The sequence below is a fragment of the Arminella tubonensis genome, assembly GCF_003240585.1.
GTDB classification, from domain to species: Bacteria; Pseudomonadota; Alphaproteobacteria; order Rhizobiales; family Rhizobiaceae; genus Rhizobium; species Rhizobium tubonense.
In genome coordinates this window covers 62988-83287 of sequence record NZ_PCDP01000026.1, presented here as the reverse complement: position 1 = coordinate 83287, position 20300 = coordinate 62988, and the positions used below count along the sequence as shown (strand labels likewise).

Sequence of the window (20300 nt, the reverse complement as noted above, 5' to 3'; positions counted from 1 at the left end):
AGCCCGGTAGCTCGTCAGGCTCATAACCTGAAGGCCGCAGGTTCAAATCCTGCCCCCGCAACCAAACCAAAACAAACCCAAAAGCCCGCAATGTCGCAAGACAAGCGGGCTTTTTGTCGTTCGGGGGGTGCGATAGGCCAACGGCCCGCATACCCCACACCGTAGCAAAAGTGCATCGAAGCCTTGGGCATCCAAGCGCAACAGAGACCGCGTCTTGAGGCGAATTAGCACCCATCTACGAACACTGCGTTTGTAGATCTGGTCCTTAAACCAACGCACTCCCGAACCCACATGCCAAGACGAGACGCATGCGATGATCACGGGCTTTGGCGCGCGATCAGATCAGACTGGAATTCTAGGCCGGTATTAATTTGACCCGGCCGGAAGGAGTGGACGATATGACAAATTGTGATTTCTTGAATACATCCCATCGCGACAGTCGAGCCCACGATCGCTTCGGCGATCCAGATGGCGCGGGCGAAAAGGAGTACCGGGAGCATGTTTCCGCCCATCGGCTTTCGCTCGGGGAGATTGTCGTGGTGGTGGCGGCGGTCGTGCTTCTCGCAGGTATGGGGCTGTTCAATCAGGGCGGTTCCGCCTTATCCCGCCAGACTGCAAGCGCTTTTCAGTCCGAACACCTGCAGCACGCGTCTTTGACACACTGCGACGATGATGATTCCTACCTGGAACGGGCCTGCCAACCTTAGCCCGCCCAACGCGGTACATGTGGCGATACCGCCTGTCGGAAGGGCGGTGCCCGCTCCTCTTTCCGTCGGCTTAATTCCAGAGTGCGTGGAAATGCTGCACCGGCCCATGGCCGGATCCAACCGATAACAGATTGGCAGCCGTGATCGCGGCGGTGAGATAGCGTTTGGCGGCCTTGACGGCTTCCTGGGGCGAAGCGCCCTTGGCAAGTTCTGAGGCTATCGCGCTCGACAGGGTGCAGCCGGTGCCGTGGGTGTTCACGGTCGCAATGCGCTCCCCCTCGAACCAGCTCAATCCTTCCTCCGAGGCGAGGATATCAGGGCTCTCTTCGCCGCGGAGATGGCCACCCTTGATAAGCACATGCGACGCGCCGAGGGAGCGAAGGCGCATGGCTTGGTCGGCCATCACCAGACGACTTTCAGCTAGGGGCGTTTTCAGAAGGGCTGCAGCTTCGAGCAGGTTCGGCGTCAGAAATGTCGCGATCGGCAGTAGCTTGCTCACCAGCGTGTCGACGGCTTCCGGGGTAAGCAGGGGAGCTCCACCCTTGGCGATCATCACAGGATCGAGAACCACAGGGACTCCGCGGTACGGCGCCAGCGCATCGGCCACGGCCTCGGCTATCCCCGCATTGGCTATCATGCCTATCTTGACGGCATCCACCCGAATGTCGGCGAATACAGCCTTGATCTGCTGCGCCACGAACTCAGGGGGAACCAGGTGAACAGCCGAGACCCCTTGCGTATTCTGAGCCGTCAACGCGGTGAGGGCTGCCATGCCATAGACGCCGCACGCCGCGAACGTCTTTAGATCCGCCTGAATACCGGCGCCGCCGGACGGATCGGATCCCGCAATTGAAAGAACATTCCTGATCACAGCCGAAACCTCTTGATATCAAGGCAAATCCTAGTGGCAGCGGTTTCGGGATCCGCAGTTCCGCAAATGGCGGAGACAACAGCCAGGCCCCCCGCGCCGGTCCCAAGCACGGCCTCGACGTGCTCTGCCTTCAGTCCGCCAATGGCGACGGTCGGTACAGGAGCCAATGCAACCAGCCTTGCAAGGCCCTCATAGCCGATTGGTTGCTTGTGATCCGGTTTGGTCGGCGTCGCGAAGACGGGGCCGGCGCCGGCATAGTCAACCAGCGCTGGGTTTATCGCGGCGGCAAGGGCTTCGGTCTCCACCGATAGCCCAAGGATCATGTCCGGTCCGATCATCAAGCGAGCCGTAGAGACGTCGATGTCGTCTTGCCCGATATGCAAACCATCGGCACCGATCGCGACCGCGGCATTGACGTCGTCATTGACGATCAACAGCGCACCGCTTCCGGCCAGCATCGTCTTCAGTGCTCGTCCGGTTTCGATCAGGCTCGCGGTGTCTGCGCCTTTGTCGCGGAGCTGCACCATGGTGGCGCCGCCCGCAACGGCTGCGCGGGCCGTCTCGATCATGCCTATGTCGGAGCAGAGTTCAGGATCGAGGACCAGATAGAGCGATAGGTCGAACGTCTTCATGCGGCTGTCACTCGCGCCTTGAGGTCGAGCGTGGAGGGATCCAATGCAGCCAAGGCGTCGACAAAGCGCCACGCGAAGGACCCTGGACCGGCTGCGTGGAGCGCCGCCTGTTCGCCGGCAACGGCGAAAGTGGCCAGCGCTGCTGTCGTCGCTTCAAACGGTGCCTGCGGATTGGTCGCGGCAAAGGCACCGACGAGGCAGGTCAGAGAGCAGCCGAGCGCTGTCACCTGCGGCATCAGGGCCGAGCCGCCGGCGATGCGCGCAGACCTGTTTCCATCCGTGACGAAATCCACCACGCCGGTCACTGCCACGACCATATCATGGCGCCGCGCCAGCTCGATCGCCGAATCCTCAGCCTGCTCGACCGTATCCCGGCTGTCGACGCCTTGGCCGCGGCTCTGCCGTCCTCCGAGCGCGATGATCTCGGAGGCATTGGCCCGAACGATCGTCGGTCGCAGCGCGAGGAGCTCTGCGGTGGCGGCTCGCCGGAATGCCGTCGCATAATGCGCGACCGGATCGAGCACCCACGGCTTGCCTGCCTTTGCAGCGGCAACAGCTGCAGACTGCATTCCGGCCAGCCAATCTGTCGAGAGCGTGCCGATGTTGATGGTGAGCGCCCCGGCGATCGACGCAAATTCGCCAGCCTCCTCGTCCGCATGGACCATGGCCGGCGACGCGCCGGCGGCTAATAGAACGTTAGCCGCGATGTTCATGGCAACGAAATTGGTGATGCAATGGACGAGCGGCGCGGTTTGCCGCATCGAAGCGAGCATGCCTCCAGTTGAAATCGCGGTGGTCATTATGCCCCTTTCAGACGGGGCAAGCGCGAAGAGCAAGAGCACGTTGTGTGCGAAAGCCCGATGCGACTCCCTCCGCCAGCATGATCTGGTTCAGGTTCAAAGGGTACATCTCAGCCCGTCTCTCGACGGACGCCCCTGTCTACGAGCAGTTTTCGCAGAGAAAGGCGATCATGTCACCTGCTAATCGTCGTCGCGACAATAACGTTGAAGATAGATTCGGAGCGTCCACGGTTTGATCCTATGCCGATGCCTTTTTCTCATAAGGCCACTGCCAGTCGCGGATTTCCGGCATATCCTCGCCATACTGGCGGACATAGCGCCGGTGTTCGTCCAGTTTCGCGCGGAAGTCTTTGATGGCCGTTTCGGCCATTTTCTTCAGGCCGGGTATGCGCTCGATCGCCTCGATCGCAAGGTGATAGCGATCAAGCTCATTCAGGACAACCATGTCGAAAGGCGTCGTCGTCGTACCTTGGTCGATGAAGCCGCGAACATGGATGTTGTGATGGTTCGAGCGCCTGTAGGTCAGCCTGTGAATGAGATAGGGGTAACCGTGATAGGCGAAGATGACCGGGCAGTCGGTGGTAAACAGGTCGTCGAATCCGGCGTCGGAAAATCCATGCGGATGGGTGGTGTCGGATTGCAGTGTCATCAGGTCGATGACGTTGACCACCCGGATTCTGAGGTTCGGCAGGTGCTGGCGCAACAGATCGACGGCGGCCAGCGTCTCCATCGTTGGCACGTCCCCGGCGCAGGCCATGATCACATCGGGGTCGAAGCCGCCCTCCTCAGTTCCCGCCCATTCCCAGATACTAGCACCGGCTTTGAAATGGACGGCGGCTTCGCTCATTGTCAGCCACTGCGGTTCCGGTTGCTTGCCGGCGACGATGACATTGATGCGGTCGTAGGTCTGTAAGCAGTGCGCGCCGACGCAAAGCAGCGAATTCGCGTCCGGCGGCAGATAGACCCGCACCACATCGGCAGTCTTGTTGGCGACGACATCGATGAAGCCGGGATCTTGATGGCTGAAACCGTTGTGGTCCTGCCGCCACACATGCGAGGTCAGCAGGTAGTTGAGTGAGGCAACCGGCTTGCGCCACGGAAGTTCACGCGACACTTTCATCCACTTGGCATGTTGATTGAACATCGAATCGACGATGTGGATGAACGCCTCGTAGCAAGAGAAAAGGCCGTGGCGACCGGTCAGCAAGTAGCCCTCTAGCCAACCCTGGCAAAGGTGCTCGCTCAGCACCTCCATCACGCGGCCTTCATGTGCCAGATGCTCATCATAAGGTTTGATTTCGGACATCCAGACCCGGTTAGTTGTCTCGAACACACTGCCAAGCCGGTTGGATTCCGTCTCGTCGGGCCCAAAAATCCGAAAGTTTGCGGCCTCCTCGTTCAGTTTGAGGACATCGCGCAGGAAGGTTCCGAGGACGCGGGTCGATTCGCCGAGCGTCTTGCCCGGGCTGGTCACCTCGACGGCGTAGTCATGGATGTCTGGGAGGATGAGTTCCTGCTTCAGGCGTCCGCCATTGGCATGAGGGTTTGAGCCCATGCGGCGGTCGCCGACCGGCGCCAGGGCCGCGAGCTCAGGCTTAAGGCGTCCGGCCTGGTCGAACAGATCCCGGGGATCGTAGCTGCGCATCCATTCTTCGAGCAGCTTCAGGTGGCCGGCGTCGCCTCTGGCATTGGCGATCGGTACCTGGTGCGCCCGCCAGAATCCCTCCACCTTCTTACCGTCGACGGTCTTCGGTCCCGTCCAGCCCTTCGGGCTTCGCAGCACGATCATCGGCCAGCGCGGGCGTTCCGTTATCTTCCCTTGGGTACGCGCCTCGTTCTGGATTGCCCCGATACGGTCGAAGATGAAATCGAGGATGCCGGCCATCTTCTGGTGCATATCCTCGGGATCGCTGCCTTCGATGAAGAAGGGCTCGTAACCATAGCCGGAGAACAGGTGCCAAAGCTCCTCATCGGTCATCCTTGCAAGGATGGTCGGGTTGGCGATCTTGTAGCCATTGAGATGAAGGATCGGCAGCACGGCGCCGTCACGAATGGGGTTGAGAAACTTGTTCGAATGCCAGGAGGCGGCCAGTGGCCCCGTTTCCGCTTCGCCGTCCCCGACGACACAAGCAACGACGAGATCAGGATTGTCGAAAGCGGCACCATAGGCATGCACAAGCGCGTAGCCGAGCTCGCCGCCCTCGTGAATGGAGCCGGGCGTTTCTGGCGCCGCATGGCTTGGAATCCCGCCGGGAAAGGAGAACTGTCGGAACAGCTTGCGCATCCCCTCTCCGTCGAATGAGATGTCAGGATAGAGCTCGCTATAGCTCCCCTCGAGATAGGTGTTGGCCACCATGCCCGGTCCGCCGTGGCCAGGCCCGCAGATATAGATCACGTCCGCATCGCGCGCCTTGATGACCCGGTTGAGGTGGGCGTAGATGAAGTTCAGGCCCGGCGTCGTCCCCCAGTGGCCAAGCAGCCGCGGCTTGATGTTCTCGGGCTTCAGCGGTTCGCGCAGCAGGGGGTTGTCGAGCAGATAGATCTGCCCCACCGAGAGATAGTTCGCCGCCCGCCAATAACGGTCGATGAGGCTGAGTTGGTCGCGATCGAGCGTGTTCGTGCGCGGCGTGGAGGAAATGTCTTCCATTGTCTGGCTCCTCGGTCACTTCTGGCGTTGCATCGGCAACGACTGGATATGGTTGCGACGGCTCCGTCTTTGATTGGTGTCAACCAATGACGGAAAGCGCTTCGTCGACGATGGTCTGTTCCTCGTCTGTCGGTACGACCAGCACGGCGACGCGGCTCTGCGTGGTGCTGATCGTTTCGTCGTTGCGGGCATTGGCGGCGGCATCGAGTTCGACGCCGAGCCATGCGAGATGCCTCGCGACGCGTGTCCGGATCTCGGGTTGGTGCTCGCCTATCCCGGCGGTAAAGACCACGGCGTCGATCCCGCCAAGCGTGTTGGCAATCCGTGCAGTCTCTCCGGCAATGCGGAAGGCAAAGAGATCGAGTGCTTCGCCGGCTTCCGGTCTGCCGTCCGCGAGTAACTCGCGGCTGTCCGCGCTGATGCCGGATACGCCGAGAAGCCCGGATTGATGATAAAGAAGATTTTCGACCATTCCAGGCGATTGCTGCTTCTCACTCAGGAGATGCAGTAGGACGCCTGGGTCGAGCGCCCCACATCGAGTCGCCATTGGAATCCCGTCCAGCGTCGAAAATCCCATGCTGGTGTCGCGACTGACGCCATTCTCTATGCCGCAGAGGCTGGCGCCGCTGCCAAGATGTGCGATCACGACCTTTCGCTGGGAAATATCGGGCTTCCTGGAAGCGAGCGCACCGGCGATAAACTTGTAGGAGAGTCCATGGAAACCATAGCGCTTGATCCCTTCGTCATGCATTGCGCGCGGAATGGCAAAGCGCCGGACCAGATCGCCGTTCGTCCTGTGAAAGGCGGTGTCGAACGACACGGTTTGGACAAGCGACGGCTTCAAATGGCGCAACGCTGTGATCAGCCGCAAGCTTTGGGGCTGATGCAACGGCGCGAGTGCAACGAGCGCCTGAATCCCGTCGATGACGTTGTCGTCGATCTTCGCGGGTCCGGTGAAGACATCGCCGCCATGTACGACGCGGTGGCCCGCCGCGCTGACGGAGTCGAGGTCGAAATGATCGGCGAGGCAGCCGAAGACCTCCGTCAGTACCTCGCGCAGGTCTTCCTCATCGCTCGCTTCCAGTGGCACATCGAAGGTCTTCGGCCCCTCGGTCAAGTGGAACGTCAGAGGCGGTTTACGAAAGTCGATCATGCCCTTGCCGATGCGCCGCGCACCCACATTGCCCCTTGCAAATATCCCGATCTTGACCGTCGATGAGCCGGCGTTGAAGGTGAGGAGCAATTCATCTTTCATCGAAAGCCTGATCCTTCCATCGCCGCCCAAGAATCGAGCCGCCTGGCCAGAAGATAAGTATCTCTTGCTGATATCCGCCTATCGAAGGTAGGCGTGCGGAAGCTGAGGGCAACCCCAATCCAACTGGTTCCGATGAAATAGGCTAAGTTCGGTACGAAGCTTGATCCGCCGCAATCAATTTCGCGGAGGGTTGACGGCCTCAGACCGGCTCCAGGATGCCGAAGATCGCGACAAGCGCGAGGACAATAAGCCCGAGAACGATCTCGGCAACACAGCCCAACCTGACCGCTTCGATCGTCTGCGTTGGCGACTTCGCCATCCAGGGTACGAAGATATAGCGATTGGCGATCGCAAGCCCGATCATGGAGAAAACAAGCAGTATCTTTGCGGCGAGCAGCATCTGATAGGGCGATGACCAGTCAGTGGGCAGGCGTTGGAGGACCAGAAGTGTATTGAATATCCCCGAAACGATCACCAGCGCGACGGCCCCGTGGCCGACATTTGAAAAGCGCCGTAGTGCAAGCTGGGCATCGGCCCGGAAGCGATCGTCGGCGAGCAGTCCAAGGGCAGAAGCAAGGGGAACCAGTGCGCCGACCCACGCGCCGCTCGAGAGCACGTGGATCACGTCGTTGGAGCGGTGCACAAGCTCCAGCCAGCCCTGATGCATCGATGCGTGACCGGTGAGCGCTAGTGAAGCAAGGCTGAAGCCAGATGCGAAGGCAACCAATGCCATGCGCATCTTTTTGGGCGCCAGGAAGGCCATGGCCAGAAGGGCGGCAGCGACCACCTGCACTTGCCATGCCTGCCCGACGGTCGTCTCGAATAGAACGTCATGCACGGTAGCCGGATCAATAGCTCCGTTCCAGCCATCGCCAATCGATCCGGCTTCGAGCGGCAACGAAAGAATGGTCGTGGCAATGGCGACAGCGGCCGCAACTGCAAGCGCCCGACCAAGAGCATGCCAGATGGTGGTCGCCAATGGCCGGGGAACGAGGATGCAGAGAAACGCAGAGGTGCCCCACAGAAACATCAGCGATGCATTGTGAAGGAAGCGGCACGCCTCGAGCGCTGTCTGTAGATCGATCAAGGTTTCACGGTGAAGGAGTAGGCGCCGGTGGTTTTGTGCCCGTCAGCCGATAGCGCATGCCATTCGACGGTGTAGGCACCGGGTTCGAGCTTTTCCGGTAGCGGAACCATCAGGCCGACGTTGCCGTCCATCAGCATCGCATCACCCGTCTTGACGACGCCCTTCTTCGGACCGGTGACCTTCACGCCGGTAAACTTGAGGTTCAGTTCCTCCGTGAACGCCAGGTCCAGTTCGGTCGGTGCGGTAACCGTACTCTTGTCTGCGGGTGTCGAGGACTTGAGGTGGGCGTGTGCAAAAGCCTGGCTTGAAAGGCCCGTGACAACGACGGCGGCCATTCCGAGCTTGACGAGTGTCTTGAACATGGGGGTTTCCCTGGGTTTGAACGTAACATTAGACCGACGGTGCAGCAAAGTCGTTAGGGTCGGTGCCCAACACTGTCAATTACCCGGGAGGCGACGTCGGGTCGTCGTGACGCTATGCCGCAAGTCAATAAGCGCGTAAGTTTTTGGGTTCATAAAGGTTCGCTACCCGAACGGCCGCAAATAATTATCACCTTTGAATAAATCTGATAACAGATCGCATCGGCTAGGGGATATCGCGCTGGCGCGCAGCGGGTCTCGATAGGGCTTGCCCAAAGGAGTTTCATGGCGGGAAATCTGACGCGAGGGCTGTTCGGGGCCAGGACCGACCAGACCCGTCGGCGGGAGTTTATCGACACGTCATCAACGCCGACTTATGCTGTCGGCGACGTTCACGGCTGCCATGATCTGCTGGCTGCGTTGGAAGAGAAGATCATAGCGGATGCCGCTCGCCTGCCCGGCCGGAAGCTGATCGTCATGCTCGGCGATTTCGTCGATCGTGGCCCGGCATCTGCTCGGGTCATCGGCAGGCTGATGGCGCCGCCACCGCCGGGCTTCGATCGCATCTGCCTGACCGGCAATCACGAGACCACGATGCTTGATTATATCGACGGTCGGATTTCGCTCACCGATTGGCTGCCGATGGGCGCGGAGGCGACCCTCCAATCCTATGGCCTCGATGTCGCGCATCTTTCGCGCCAGCATTCGTCTGAAAAGAAGCTCGATGACTTCATTCGATCGTCGCTTCCCGCAGCCCATATCGAATTTCTCCGTGGGCTTCCGATCCTCTTGGATACGCCGAGCGCGCTTTTCGTGCACGCTGGCATCGATCCGGAGCGACCGCTCGCCGAGCAGTCGGACGCGGACCTGGTATATATTCGCTCGCCGTTTCTGGACAGCAGGCACCCAATGCCCAAGCTCGTCGTCCACGGGCACACGCCGGTGAAACGGGTCACGGCCAACGGGGAGCGGCTAAACCTGGACACAGGTGCCTTCCGTTCGGGAACGTTGAGCGCAGCGCGTCTGTGGCAGGGCCGCGTTCACATTGCCTCAACGTGAATATGCGCGAGCATCGGCCCCGAAAGGCCGATGCATTGCCGGCTATAGATTGCCGATGCAGAGATATTTCATTTCCAGGTAATCGTCGGCGCCGTGACGCGAGCCTTCGCGGCCGAGGCCGGATTGCTTGATGCCGCCGAATGGCGCCGTCTCGGAAGACATCAGGCCGGTGTTTATCCCAACCATGCCGTATTCCAGCGCCTCGGCAACACGCCAGACCTTCTTCATATCGCCGGCATAAAAATACGCGGCAAGGCCGAATTCCGTATCGTTGGCCTGCGCGATCACATCTTCAACGGTCTCGAAGCGGAAAAGCGGGGCAACCGGCCCAAAAGTCTCCTCGCGAGCGACCGTCATGCTCCGTTCGACCTCCGTCAGGATCGTCGGCGCGAAGAAGGTGCCTGCACCATCGATGCGATTGCCGCCGATCACCACCTTTGCGCCCTTGGCGACTGCATCGCGCACATGCTCCTCGACCTTTGCGATGCCCTGCTCGTCGATCAGCGGACCGATTGCGACGCCGGACTTGAAGCCGTTACCCACCGAAAGCTGCTCCACCTTGGCGGCCAGCTTGCGGGCAAAGGTATCGTAGACACCGGATTGCACATAGATGCGGTTGGCGCAGACGCAGGTCTGGCCGGCGTTGCGATACTTGGACGCGATGGCTCCCTCGACAGCGGCATCGAGATCGGCGTCGTCAAAGACGATGAAGGGCGCGTTGCCGCCAAGCTCAAGGCTCACTTTCTTGATTTGGTCGGAGCACTGGCGCATCAGGATGCGTCCGACCTCCGTGGAGCCGGTAAAGCTGATCTTGCGCACCTTGGCGTTGCCGCAAAGTTCGCGGCCGATCGCAGGACCGTCGACGCCGACGATGAGGTTGAAAACGCCGGCAGGCATGCCGGCCCGTTCGGCAAGGGCCGCAAGAGCGATTGCCGTCAGCGGCGTCTGTTCTGCCGGCTTGGAGACGACAGTGCAGCCGACGGCAAGCGCCGGGGCGATCTTGCGGGTGATCATCGCTGCCGGAAAGTTCCATGGCGTGATCGTACCGACGACGCCGACCGGCTGCTTGATGACGAGCATGCGCTTGTCCGTCTGGCCGGCGGGAATGGTCTCCCCGTAGATGCGTTTTGCTTCTTCCGCATACCATTCGATATAGGCGGCGGCGTAGAGGATTTCGCCCCGCGCCTCGGCCAGCGGCTTGCCCATTTCCGCGGTCAGGATTGCAGCGAGCGCATCCGCATTGGCGACCATCAGGTCGAACCATCTTCTCAAGACCGCGCTGCGATCCTTGGCGGGAAGTGCTGCCCAGGCCGGCTGCGCGGCATAAGCTGCATCTATCGCGGTGGCAGTCTCTGCCGCGCCCATATCAGGCAGGGAGGCAAGCACCTCGCCGGTCGCCGGGTTGACCACATCGAAGCGCCCGGTGGCAGCACCGGCCGTCCATTTGCCGTTGATGTAGCCGCTGTCGCGCAGGAAATCACTCGATGCAACGTGGCGGGTGAGGGCTTCTGTGAATGGCATGACGTAAACTCCAAGGGAATGGATGGCCCGGCCTGTTGCGGCCGGGCGGGGTGGTTCAATTCGGCCGTGGTGCGGTCGCTATCGACCGGCGCTCGCCTGAAGCATGGCCGCCTCCAGAATGTCGAGCGCCTCGCCGAATACGCCTTCCTGGATGGTGATCGGCGCCAGGAACCGGATGACATTGCCGTAGACGCCGCAGGTGAGCAGGATCAGACCCTTTTCAAGCGCGATGAGGCGCACGCGCGTGGCAAACTCGGCGCTCGGCAACTTCGTTGCGGCATCGTTGAACTCGATGGCATTCATGAAACCAGGCCCGCGGATATCGACGATCTCGGGGACTTGCTCGCGCAATGACTCGAGACGCTGCTTGAGCCGATTGCCCAGCTGATTGGCGCGATCGCAAAGGTTTTCGTCGGCAATCACGTCGAGCACTGCGTGTGCTGCCGCGATGCCGATGGGGTTGCCGCCGTAGGTGCCGCCGAGGCCCCCGGGACCCGGCGCGTCCATGATCTCGGCCCGCCCGGTAACGGCCGCAAGGGGAAAGCCGCCGGCAAGGCTCTTTGCCATTGTCATCAGGTCCGGCGCGACGGCATGATGGTCCATCCCAAACATCTTGCCGGTTCGGGCGAATCCGGTTTGCACCTCATCTGCTATGAGCAGGATTCCGTGCTGGTCGCAGAGTTCGCGCAGGGACGCCATGAAAGCCACCGGCGCCGGATAGAAACCGCCTTCGCCCTGCACCGGTTCAATGATGATCGCCGCGACCCGCTGCGGGTCAACGTCGGCAGCAAACAGCTTCTTCAGGGCTGCCAATGATTGCTCGACCGTCACTCCATGCATCGGCACGGGAAATGGCGCGTGGAAGACGTCGCCGGGCATCGGGCCAAAGCCGACCTTGTAGGGAACGACCTTGCCGGTCAGCGCCATGCCCATGAAGGTGCGGCCGTGAAAGCCTCCGCCGAAGGCGATGATCGCCGAGCGACCGGTGGCCGCACGAGCGATCTTCACGGCATTCTCGACGGCTTCCGCGCCCGTCGTGACGAAGATCGTCTTCTTCGCAAAATTGCCCGGTGTCAGCGCGTTCAGTCGCTCCGCCAGATGGACGTAGTTCTCGTAGGGCACGACCTGGTGGCAGGTATGTGTAAACCGATCAAGCTGTTCCTTGACGGCGGCGATGACGCGCGGGTGACGATGGCCGGTATTCAGAACTGCGATCCCTGCGGCAAAGTCGATGTAGCGACGACCTTCCTTGTCCCAGATTTCGGAGTTCTCGGCGCGATCGGCATAGATCTGTGTCGTCATGCCGACGCCGCGAGATATGGCGGCATTTTTGCGGTCTGTCATTGTCGTTGCGGTCGTCGGCATCGCATGAGTCCTTGAATGTTTCAAATTATCTTGCAGAATTGTGGTAGGAAATTATAAAAATCCTACATTTTTCCTGCAAGACTTCAAGCGACATTTTGTAATGGTGTCATTTGCTCTTGCCGAGCTTCGGCGATTGCCGGAAATCATGCTAACGAATGGAAAAAGACAATTAGGGACATTGGCTGATGAACGACACCGAACCCGTTCGTTACAAGGTGGCGGAAGCGGCGCGCCTGGCGGGTGTGTCAGCTTCGACCCTCAGGCTCTGGGAAAGCCAGGGCCTCGTCGTCCCATTCCGCTCAGTGACGGGCCATAGACAATACAGTGCCGACGACGTCGCGCGGCTGAAGCGGATATCGTGGTTTCGTGCAGAGCGCGGCCTCAATCCCGCGGCCATTCGCGAAGCGCTGGAAGCCGAGGATTTGCAAGACCCTGCCGCGGACGCGGCGGAAGCGGGCATCTCGTCGGAAATCGGGCGTCGTCTCAGGTCGCTCCGTCACGCCTCCGGCAAGACGCTCGATCAGGTGGCGACAGATATTGGCATAACCGCCTCGAGCCTCTCGACCCTCGAGCGAACATCGCAAGGCGTCAGCTTCAAGACGCTCCATGATATCGCAGACTATTACGGCACCACCGCCTCGCGCCTCTCGGGCGAGGACCGTCCGGAAGCCTCGGTCCTGGTGCGCTCGGGCGAATGGAGGGCATGGCCGGCAACGACGCCGGGCGTGACGGTTCAGCTTCTGGCGGAAGGTCCTGTTATGATGGACTGCCACCGCTTCATTTTGGCGCCAGGCGCCACAAGCGAAGGCGCCTACAGTCACGACGGCGAAGAGTTCCTGCACGTGCTGGCGGGACGGTTGGAGCTTGTGCTCGATTTCGACCAGTTCTTCGACCTGGGCCCGGGAGACTCGCTGTATTTTAAAAGTCGGCGAGCCCATTCATGGCGCAACCGCCACGACGGCGACACGATCCTGCTCTGGATCAATACGCCGCCGACATTCTGACCTTCGCGTCGCTCGGAATCCACGCTACGGCTGTATCGTCGGCGGCATCTCTGCGCTATAGCGGGCCGAATGAAGATTTGTTGACAGACCGAGACTGGAGAGTTTCATGGCCGCCACCATACGTTACCACGAAGGCGATATTTCCGCCGCGGATGCCGCTCGCTATACCGGGGCGATCGCAATCGACACCGAGACGCTGGGACTGGTTCCCCGCCGCGATCGGCTTTGCGTCGTACAGCTCTCGCCCGGGGACGGCACAGCGGATGTCATCCGCATCGCCGCCGGCCAGAAGCAGGCGCCGAACTTGGTCGCCATGCTGGCCGATCCGTCACGCCAGAAGATCTTTCACTATGGCCGTTTCGACATTGCCGTGCTGTTCAATGCGTTTGATGTGACAACGGTATCGATTTTCTGCACCAAGATCGCCTCGCGCCTTTGCCGGACCTACACGGACCGCCACGGATTGAAGGACAACCTCAAGGAAATGCTTGATGTTGATGTCTCGAAGGCGCAGCAGTCGTCGGATTGGGCAGCAGCGACCCTGTCGCCGGCGCAGCTCGAATATGCCGCCTCCGACGTGCTCTATCTCCATGCGCTGCGCGACAAGCTGACGGAACGTCTGGTCCGCGATGGCCGTATGGCACATGCCGAGGCTTGCTTCACCTTCTTGCCGACACGGGCCAAGCTCGATCTGCTCGGATGGGAAGAGACGGATATTTTCGCCCATAGCTGAGCTTTTGGCGCCAATCTTTGAGCGAAAGCCGACGCCCAAACCGGGCGTCGGCTTTTTCGTTAGCACTTCGTTAACTCTACGAGACATATTCTAGCCGCTTGCACAAGCATTCGACAGGCGCCATGAGGCGCCGAGCTGCCTGGTTCTATATCGGCTCTGGAATGCACCCCGCGCAAGCGGGGCAAATCTCTTCCGCTTCCATCGTCGTATTGCGAGAAAAGGAGCATGCCGTGTTGCCTCCAATTCGTGCAGTTTCCAGTGTTGCCGCACCTGCCGCCCAGACTGAGGCCTCGGTCGTCTCCGAGGCGCTTTCCAGCCTCGCCTCCGAGCCGGACGCCGCGGTCGCATTGTCGATTGCGATGAGTGCCGGCGTCGAAGGCAAGCTCAACATGCTGCTGATCGCCGCCCGCGAGCGTATGGTGGAGAGCCTGTTTGCGGCTGTTGATGCAGTCAGTGCCGCGCTCAACCTGCCACAAGAGCCGGGCGAGACGAACTCCGCTTTCGCGTTGCGGCTCGCCGACACGATAAGCAACCTCACGCCCAGCCAGCTCGGAAACGTCCAACAGCAGGTGAACACTGCGGTAAAGACGCTGCCGTTGCCATTGATTGCACGGGCGCTTCACGATCCAACCGGAGTGGCTGCAGCCCAGGTTGTCGCCTACCTTGAAGTCGTCAGATACAAGGACCGCGATCTGGCGACCAAGGCGGTCGTGAGTTCATACGGCCTCAACGACGGCAATCCGGAAGCGTCGATTGCGACGAAATCAGAGCCGCAGGCGGCCAAGCAAATCGGCGGGACAACAATCAATTCAATGCTGGGACAGATCTCGTCGGAGGAAGCTCCGGCGCTTCCAGGCGGCATCGGTGCTCCGCTCAAAGCCTCGCCGGCACCTGTCGTCAATGCCGCAACCTCTCCGGGACAGGGCTCGGAAACGACATCTCGGCAAGTCCTGGCTCCCCTTGGCATCCCTTCGCAAGCGCCGACGGATGCTGGCGAGCCCCGGAATGCGAAAAGTCCCGTTGTCGTTGCGATCCAGTCCAACGCGATATCCGTAGCCGGCGAAGCGTCGGCGAGCCTTATACAAGGCAAGCTCCCGGTTCAGGCCCAAACATCGATGGAGGCAAGGGCCCAGCCGCCTCAGGCGGTACAGGCATCGGTGCCGCGTCAGATCCAGCAAATCGAAGCAGATATTCAGGAGGGGCTGAAGGTCGTCGTAAGCCTTGCCATAGACGCCGCCGGTCCAGATATCCTGCAGATCATGGCGCAAGGCGAACCCTTGGCAGACAAGGTGGTCGCCCAAGCTCTCGTTGCGGATATGATGGATAGCGTCACGCTCCAGTCCTTGTCACAGGCAGATCTGCCCGATCCCGCTGTGGCCCCTGTTGCGACTGCGTCCCCAACGTCGGTAGCCCAGCCATTGCCAGTCGACGAGAAGCTGGCTCAAGTCAACTTGGCCTCGACGCCAGCCGAGGGACCGCCGCCGCCCACAGCGGCTCCCCTGGCTGCAATGCAAATGCAGCCAAGCGCGATGTCGGTTGTTGGGGTTCCCTTTGCAATTGCCCAGTATTTGCCGACGAATGAAATTGTCGACGAACGCGAGGATATCTTCATCGACCGCGTCGACCCTGTCGATGACGAGAAGCACGGCCAAGGACAGGCCGGCCAACCGGAAGAACATGAAGAGGCAGAAGGCGATGAGCAGACGCTTCAAGCGGCAGATCATGCAGCCGAGCCTTCTGCTGAAGATGCGACGGGGAACGATGGGGTTGTTGTAGAGGCGCTAAAGGTACCGACAGAGCCAGCGCAGCTTGCCTTACCGGCCTCGCCGCCGCGCGAGCCCCTTCGCGATCACGCCTTCGATTTGTACCAGCGCATGGTTGGCTGGGAATAGTGACACAGATCACAGGCAACGAAAAACCCGCCGGATCGCTCCGGCGGGTTCTTTGTCAGTTCAAGAGTAGGCTGCGATTATTCGCTGCCGCGGTTCTTCAGAGCCGCGCCAAGGATATCGCCGAGCGAAGCGCCTGAGTCGGACGAACCGAACTGTGCGACGGCTTCCTTCTCTTCCGCGATCTCGAGAGCCTTGATGGACAGCATGATCTTGCGGTCCTTCTTGGAGAAGTTCGTGACGCGGGCGTCGACGATCTGACCGACCGAGAAGCGCTCCGGACGCTGTTCGTCGCGATCGCGCGAAAGGTCGGCGCGACGGATGAACGAGGTCATGTCTTCGTGGCTGACGAGACGGACTTCGATGCCGCCGTCGTTGACCGCGATGACTTCGCACGAAACAACAGCGTTCTTGCGCAGTTCGCCGGAAGCGGCAGCGTCGCCGATGGCGTCCTTGCCGAGCTGCTTGATGCCGAGCGAGATGCGTTCCTTATCGATATCGACGTCGAGAACGACAGCCTTGACCATGTCACCCTTGTTGTATTCCTCGATGACCTGTTCGCCTGGACGGTTCCAGTCGAGGTCGGAGAGGTGCACCATGCCGTCGACATCGCCTTCGAGGCCGATGAACAGGCCGAATTCGGTCTTGTTCTTGACTTCGCCTTCGACTTCGGTGCCAGCCGGGTGGCTGTGGGCAAATGCCTGCCACGGATTTTCGAGCGTCTGCTTCAGGCCAAGCGAAATACGGCGCTTGGTCGGATCGACTTCGAGAACGACCACTTCGACTTCCTGCGTTGTCGACAGGATCTTGCCGGGATGAACGTTCTTCTTGGTCCAGGACATTTCCGAAATGTGGATCAGGCCTTCGATACCAGGTTCCAGTTCGACGAATGCACCGTAGTCGGTGATATTAGTGACGGTACCGGAAATCTTCTTGCCTTCCGGATACTTGGCCTGGATGCCATCCCAAGGATCGCTCTCGAGCTGCTTCATGCCGAGCGAGATGCGGTGAGTTTCCTGGTTGATGCGGATGATCTGAACCTTGACCTGCTGGCCGATGCTCAGGATTTCCGACGGATGGTTGACGCGGCGCCATGCCATGTCGGTCACGTGCAGCAGACCGTCGATGCCGCCGAGGTCCACGAACGCACCATAATCGGTGATGTTCTTGACGACGCCGTCGACAACCTGGCCTTCTTCGAGGTTCTGGACGATTTCAGAACGCTGCTCGGCGCGGGATTCTTCGAGAACGGTACGACGCGAGACGACGATGTTGCCGCGACGCTTGTCCATCTTGAGGATTTCGAAGGGCTGCGGGTTGTGCATCAGCGGCGTCACGTCGCGGATCGGACGAATGTCGACCTGCGAACGCGGCAGGAAGGCGATAGCGCCGTCGAGATCGACGGTGAAGCCGCCCTTGACCTGGTTGAAGATCACGCCTTCGACGCGCTCTCCAGCTTCGAACTTGGCTTCGAGCTTGATCCAGCTTTCTTCGCGGCGAGCCTTCTCGCGCGACAGAACAGCTTCGCCGAGAGCATTTTCGATACGCTCGACATAAACTTCGACTTCATCGCCGACCTTCAGCTGGCCGTCCTTGGAGCGGGCGCCGAATTCCTTGAGAGCGATGCGTCCTTCGACCTTCAGGCCGACGTCGACAACCGCAACATCCTTTTCGATGGCGGTGACGATACCCTTGGTGACATAGCCTTCAGCCAGATCGTGCTTGGCAAAGGACTCTTCGAGAAGGGATGCGAAATCCTCACGTGAGGGGGAAGCTACAGACATATAATCTCCTGGCGTGTCCATGATAGGTTTGGACACAATGCGCCGGTGGGTTGGTGTTGAACGGGTCTGGATCCAGTCCGCCCTCTTGTTGAGAGCAATCCGGCGCGGGGACGGAATTCCAGGCTTATAGGGCAAAAGCGGCATCTCGTGCAGGAGCACGGGAGAGCCGCTGTCATTTAGGCATTTCGGTTCAGCTCGGCATCGATGGTCATTTTTGCCGCCTGAAACGCCGCCTCTATACTCATTTCCGAGGTATCAAGCAAGAGCGCGTCTTCCGCCGGCTTCAGCGGACTGTCGGCGCGGCCCATGTCGCGTTCGTCACGTCGCTTCACATCCTCGAAGATCGCGGCATAGTCGGCGTTGCCGCCGCTGGACAAGACCTCGTCGTATCGTCGCTTCGCCCGCACTTCCGGCGACGCGGTCACATAGAATTTCACCGATGCATCCGGGCACACAACGGTGCCGATATCTCTGCCGTCGAGAACGGTTCCGGGCATTTTCCGGGAAAATGCCCGCTGAGCCTCGACAAGCGCTCGTCTGACGGCGGGCATCACAGCGATCTTCGATGCCGCCTCGCCAATATCGTGACGTGACAATATATTCCGGTCGAGGTTCGAGAGATCGACTTCTCCCGCAACCTTTGCTGCCGCGGCTTCGTCGTCGAGCGGAAGTCCGGCATCGAGCAACGCCTTGGCCGTGGCGCGATACGTAAGACCGGTGTCAAGATGGTGGAACCCATATTGCTCGGCAATCCGCCGCGACAGCGTCCCCTTGCCGGCTGCCGCCGGTCCGTCGATGGCGATGATCATGCCCTTGTCCTGTTCCCGGTTTCAATCATTCTTGCCGTAGCGCCGGACCAGTTCGGCCATGTCGGCGGCGTCGACGTCAGAGCTCGTCGCCAGCCCTTCGATGACCCCGTTCCGATCGGCTGCCGATCTGTTCTGGCTCACCTTCCATTTCCCTTCGATCTCGGTGATGTCGATCTCGATGCCGATGATGCCCTTGATCTGAGAGGCGATAAACGTGTCCGGCGCGTCGCCGACAGCCCAGGGCTCAGCGCGGCGGTCCTCCTGTCCCCGTGTCAGCGCCTCGATCTGCGCCCGGATCCACGCGGGATCGTCGATGACCCGCGCCGGGCCGCGGACCTGCACGATGGCATAGTTCCATGTCGGCACGACTTTCCCCGTTTCCCGTTTCGTCTGGTACCACGACGGCGTGACGTAGGAATGCGCACCCTGAAAAACGACAAGGACCGGGGCGCCGTCGCGAATTTCCTGCCACTGGCTGTTGGCCCTGGCGACATGCGTCTGCAGCCGGCCTTTTGATCCGTCCTCGGCATTGAGATGAAAAGGGACTGCGTTGGCGACCGGTCCGTCTGTGCCGCTGGAAATCAGCAATCCCAGCGGCTGTTCGCGGATCAGCGCATGCTGAACGGCAAGGTCGTCTTCGCGGAAATGCGGTGGCTGATACATTGCCTGCTCCTAGGCCTCGGGCCTTGCCGGCTGTTCCGAATTTTCATGACGAAGTCGTCTTCGAACGGCCAGCTATCTTGTCAATTTTCGGTTCCTTTGGGTCGTTAACATATGCGATTTGCAACGTCATCCGCCGCGATGCGATAATGCCGTTTCCTGTAGGCGAAAGTTTGGCTTTGACAGCGGGAGCCACAACGACTATGGGGACCGGCTTGTAATTTACCTTATAACGCCGATCTAGACGGCATCGCCGAAATTCTATTCGGCCCTTCATGAGGCTTTGACAGTGGCGAAAGCGGAACTTGGAACAAAACGTACCGATCCGGACACCGGCAAGAAGTTCTACGATCTGAACCGGGACCCGGTCGTGTCGCCTTATAGCGGCAAGTCCTGGCCCTTGTCCTACTTCGAGGAAACTTCGGCTGCGAAGGAGATTCCGGAAGAGGAAGAGGTAGCGGAAGTCGATACCGAGAACACGGAAGTGGAATTGGTTTCGCTCGAAGATGCCGACGAGGCAGCGACCGGCGATGACATTCCCGATATCGGCGACGACGAAGTCGAGATCGACGGCGATGACGACGACGATACCTTCCTGACCCCTGACGAAGACGATGATGATGATGATATGAGCGACATCATCGGCGTTACGGGCGACGACGACGAAGTCTGATCGACAATCCATCGGCCCGGATAACGCGGAAAAGTTTCCGGGCCGAGATTTTTCGGCTTGCTATCTTTCATAACGGGAAGTAATAAGCCGCCACCCCGACGGGCCAAGCGCTTCGAAGGGTCCCAGGACCGGCTCGACCGGACCATTTCGATGGGGCTATAGCTCAGCTGGGAGAGCGCTTGCATGGCATGCAAGAGGTCAGCGGTTCGATCCCGCTTAGCTCCACCAAATTCCCGTATTACTTTCAAATAGTATAAAACTGTTCGCACCTGCGAAGCATGAAGTATTTTGGGCTTTGTTATCCCAAAGGAGTATACGCGCGGCAGCGCAAGAACCCTCTCTGGTTTCGAACCTGATAAACGGATTGCTGCCGGAAGGCGCGATAGCCGGGCTGTTTTGGCCCTTTCTGATGCTAGTCGCGACCAAAGTGCCCAAGAGAGGCGCA

Annotated in this window: 18 protein-coding genes, 1 tRNA gene and 1 riboswitch; of the genes, 7 read left to right on the top strand and 12 right to left on the bottom strand. The window is 60.2% G+C overall.

The window, feature by feature from the left end:
* Window positions 1-398: 398 nt before the first annotated feature.
* Window positions 399-707, top strand: a complete 309-nt coding sequence (locus CPY51_RS32245; protein WP_195909470.1) for a hypothetical protein — start codon at window positions 399-401, stop codon at window positions 705-707.
* 70 nt (window positions 708-777) lie between these two features.
* Here CPY51_RS32245 and thiD read toward each other — a convergent pair whose 3' ends face one another.
* From thiD to copC, 7 genes are all read right to left on the bottom strand, one after another.
* Complete coding sequence (thiD, locus tag CPY51_RS08070) at window positions 778-1578, bottom strand: bifunctional hydroxymethylpyrimidine kinase/phosphomethylpyrimidine kinase (RefSeq protein WP_111159756.1); 801 nt, start codon at window positions 1576-1578, stop codon at window positions 778-780.
* Window positions 1575-2210 (bottom strand): thiamine phosphate synthase, encoded by a 636-nt coding sequence (thiE, locus tag CPY51_RS08065; protein ID WP_111159755.1) that lies wholly within the window; start codon window positions 2208-2210, stop codon window positions 1575-1577. Before thiE ends, thiD begins: the two co-directional genes overlap by 4 nt.
* Window positions 2207-3010: a hydroxyethylthiazole kinase gene (gene thiM / locus CPY51_RS08060; protein WP_111159754.1), complete on the bottom strand. Its 804-nt coding sequence runs from the start codon at window positions 3008-3010 to the stop codon at window positions 2207-2209. The genes thiE and thiM overlap by 4 nt, the downstream gene beginning before the upstream one ends.
* A 50-nt stretch (window positions 3011-3060) precedes the next feature.
* Window positions 3061-3157, bottom strand: a riboswitch (TPP riboswitch).
* 91 nt (window positions 3158-3248) lie between these two features.
* Window positions 3249-5657 (bottom strand): phosphoketolase family protein, encoded by a 2409-nt coding sequence (locus CPY51_RS08055; RefSeq protein ID WP_111159753.1) that lies wholly within the window; start codon window positions 5655-5657, stop codon window positions 3249-3251.
* A gap of 79 nt (window positions 5658-5736) precedes the next feature.
* Complete coding sequence (locus CPY51_RS08050) at window positions 5737-6912, bottom strand: acetate/propionate family kinase (RefSeq protein ID WP_111159752.1); 1176 nt, start codon at window positions 6910-6912, stop codon at window positions 5737-5739.
* Between the two features lie 199 nt (window positions 6913-7111).
* Window positions 7112-7999, bottom strand: coding sequence for a copper homeostasis membrane protein CopD (gene copD, locus CPY51_RS08045; protein ID WP_244598523.1), 888 nt, complete (start codon window positions 7997-7999; stop codon window positions 7112-7114).
* Complete coding sequence (copC, locus tag CPY51_RS08040) at window positions 7996-8361, bottom strand: copper homeostasis periplasmic binding protein CopC (RefSeq protein WP_111159751.1); 366 nt, start codon at window positions 8359-8361, stop codon at window positions 7996-7998. Before copC ends, copD begins: the two co-directional genes overlap by 4 nt.
* Window positions 8362-8643: 282 nt before the next feature.
* Here copC and CPY51_RS08035 point away from each other — a divergent pair, with 282 nt between their 5' ends.
* The gene (locus tag CPY51_RS08035) at window positions 8644-9417 is read left to right on the top strand and encodes a metallophosphoesterase family protein (RefSeq protein WP_111159750.1); all 774 of its coding nucleotides are present in this window, start codon (window positions 8644-8646) and stop codon (window positions 9415-9417) included.
* Window positions 9418-9459: 42 nt separating this feature from the next.
* Here the strand turns inward: CPY51_RS08035 and CPY51_RS08030 are convergent, their stop codons facing one another.
* Complete coding sequence (locus tag CPY51_RS08030; protein WP_111159749.1) at window positions 9460-10938, bottom strand: NAD-dependent succinate-semialdehyde dehydrogenase; 1479 nt, start codon at window positions 10936-10938, stop codon at window positions 9460-9462.
* A 78-nt stretch (window positions 10939-11016) separates the two neighbouring features.
* Window positions 11017-12303, bottom strand: coding sequence for a 4-aminobutyrate--2-oxoglutarate transaminase (locus CPY51_RS08025; RefSeq protein WP_111159748.1), 1287 nt, complete (start codon window positions 12301-12303; stop codon window positions 11017-11019).
* A gap of 185 nt (window positions 12304-12488) precedes the next feature.
* Between CPY51_RS08025 and CPY51_RS08020 the strand changes: the two genes are divergently transcribed.
* The 3 genes from CPY51_RS08020 to CPY51_RS08010 all read left to right on the top strand — a co-directional run bounded on the left by CPY51_RS08020 (window position 12489) and on the right by CPY51_RS08010 (window position 15932).
* Window positions 12489-13307, top strand: coding sequence for a MerR family transcriptional regulator (locus tag CPY51_RS08020; protein ID WP_111159747.1), 819 nt, complete (start codon window positions 12489-12491; stop codon window positions 13305-13307).
* Between the two features lie 106 nt (window positions 13308-13413).
* Entirely contained in the window at window positions 13414-14040 is a 627-nt protein-coding gene (locus tag CPY51_RS08015) for a ribonuclease D (protein WP_111159746.1), read from the top strand.
* Window positions 14041-14270: 230 nt separating this feature from the next.
* Complete coding sequence (locus CPY51_RS08010; protein WP_146260096.1) at window positions 14271-15932, top strand: hypothetical protein; 1662 nt, start codon at window positions 14271-14273, stop codon at window positions 15930-15932.
* A gap of 77 nt (window positions 15933-16009) precedes the next feature.
* Here CPY51_RS08010 and rpsA read toward each other — a convergent pair whose 3' ends face one another.
* From rpsA to CPY51_RS07995, 3 genes are all read right to left on the bottom strand, one after another.
* Window positions 16010-17713, bottom strand: a complete 1704-nt coding sequence (gene rpsA, locus CPY51_RS08005; RefSeq protein WP_111159744.1) for a 30S ribosomal protein S1 — start codon at window positions 17711-17713, stop codon at window positions 16010-16012.
* 176 nt (window positions 17714-17889) lie between these two features.
* Window positions 17890-18522, bottom strand: a complete 633-nt coding sequence (gene cmk / locus CPY51_RS08000) for a (d)CMP kinase (protein WP_111159743.1) — start codon at window positions 18520-18522, stop codon at window positions 17890-17892.
* A gap of 21 nt (window positions 18523-18543) precedes the next feature.
* Window positions 18544-19185 carry an FMN-binding negative transcriptional regulator gene (locus CPY51_RS07995; RefSeq protein WP_111159742.1) on the bottom strand — a complete coding sequence of 214 codons (642 nt, stop codon included), beginning with the start codon at window positions 19183-19185 and terminating at the stop codon, window positions 18544-18546.
* A gap of 286 nt (window positions 19186-19471) precedes the next feature.
* Between CPY51_RS07995 and CPY51_RS07990 the strand changes: the two genes are divergently transcribed.
* Both CPY51_RS07990 and CPY51_RS07985 read left to right on the top strand, forming a co-directional pair.
* Window positions 19472-19855: a TIGR02300 family protein gene (locus CPY51_RS07990; protein WP_111159741.1), complete on the top strand. Its 384-nt coding sequence runs from the start codon at window positions 19472-19474 to the stop codon at window positions 19853-19855.
* A 152-nt stretch (window positions 19856-20007) separates the two neighbouring features.
* A tRNA-Ala gene (locus CPY51_RS07985) sits at window positions 20008-20083 on the top strand.
* Window positions 20084-20300: the final 217 nt, after the last annotated feature.

What these genes read in the sequence shown, in the direction of transcription:
- CPY51_RS32245 (WP_195909470.1), top strand. Translation starts at nt 399, where the DNA reads ATGACAAATTGTGATTTCTTGAATACATCCCATCGCGACAGTCGAGCC.
- thiE (WP_111159755.1), bottom strand. Translation starts at nt 2,210, where the DNA reads ATGAAGACGTTCGACCTATCGCTCTATCTGGTCCTCGATCCTGAACTC.
- thiM (WP_111159754.1), bottom strand. Translation starts at nt 3,010, where the DNA reads ATGACCACCGCGATTTCAACTGGAGGCATGCTCGCTTCGATGCGGCAA.
- CPY51_RS08055 (WP_111159753.1), bottom strand. Translation starts at nt 5,657, where the DNA reads ATGGAAGACATTTCCTCCACGCCGCGCACGAACACGCTCGATCGCGAC.
- CPY51_RS08050 (WP_111159752.1), bottom strand. Translation starts at nt 6,912, where the DNA reads ATGAAAGATGAATTGCTCCTCACCTTCAACGCCGGCTCATCGACGGTC.
- copC (WP_111159751.1), bottom strand. Translation starts at nt 8,361, where the DNA reads ATGTTCAAGACACTCGTCAAGCTCGGAATGGCCGCCGTCGTTGTCACG.
- CPY51_RS08035 (WP_111159750.1), top strand. Translation starts at nt 8,644, where the DNA reads ATGGCGGGAAATCTGACGCGAGGGCTGTTCGGGGCCAGGACCGACCAG.
- CPY51_RS08030 (WP_111159749.1), bottom strand. Translation starts at nt 10,938, where the DNA reads ATGCCATTCACAGAAGCCCTCACCCGCCACGTTGCATCGAGTGATTTC.
- CPY51_RS08025 (WP_111159748.1), bottom strand. Translation starts at nt 12,303, where the DNA reads ATGCCGACGACCGCAACGACAATGACAGACCGCAAAAATGCCGCCATA.
- CPY51_RS08020 (WP_111159747.1), top strand. Translation starts at nt 12,489, where the DNA reads ATGAACGACACCGAACCCGTTCGTTACAAGGTGGCGGAAGCGGCGCGC.
- CPY51_RS08015 (WP_111159746.1), top strand. Translation starts at nt 13,414, where the DNA reads ATGGCCGCCACCATACGTTACCACGAAGGCGATATTTCCGCCGCGGAT.
- rpsA (WP_111159744.1), bottom strand. Translation starts at nt 17,713, where the DNA reads ATGTCTGTAGCTTCCCCCTCACGTGAGGATTTCGCATCCCTTCTCGAA.
- cmk (WP_111159743.1), bottom strand. Translation starts at nt 18,522, where the DNA reads ATGATCATCGCCATCGACGGACCGGCGGCAGCCGGCAAGGGGACGCTG.
- CPY51_RS07995 (WP_111159742.1), bottom strand. Translation starts at nt 19,185, where the DNA reads ATGTATCAGCCACCGCATTTCCGCGAAGACGACCTTGCCGTTCAGCAT.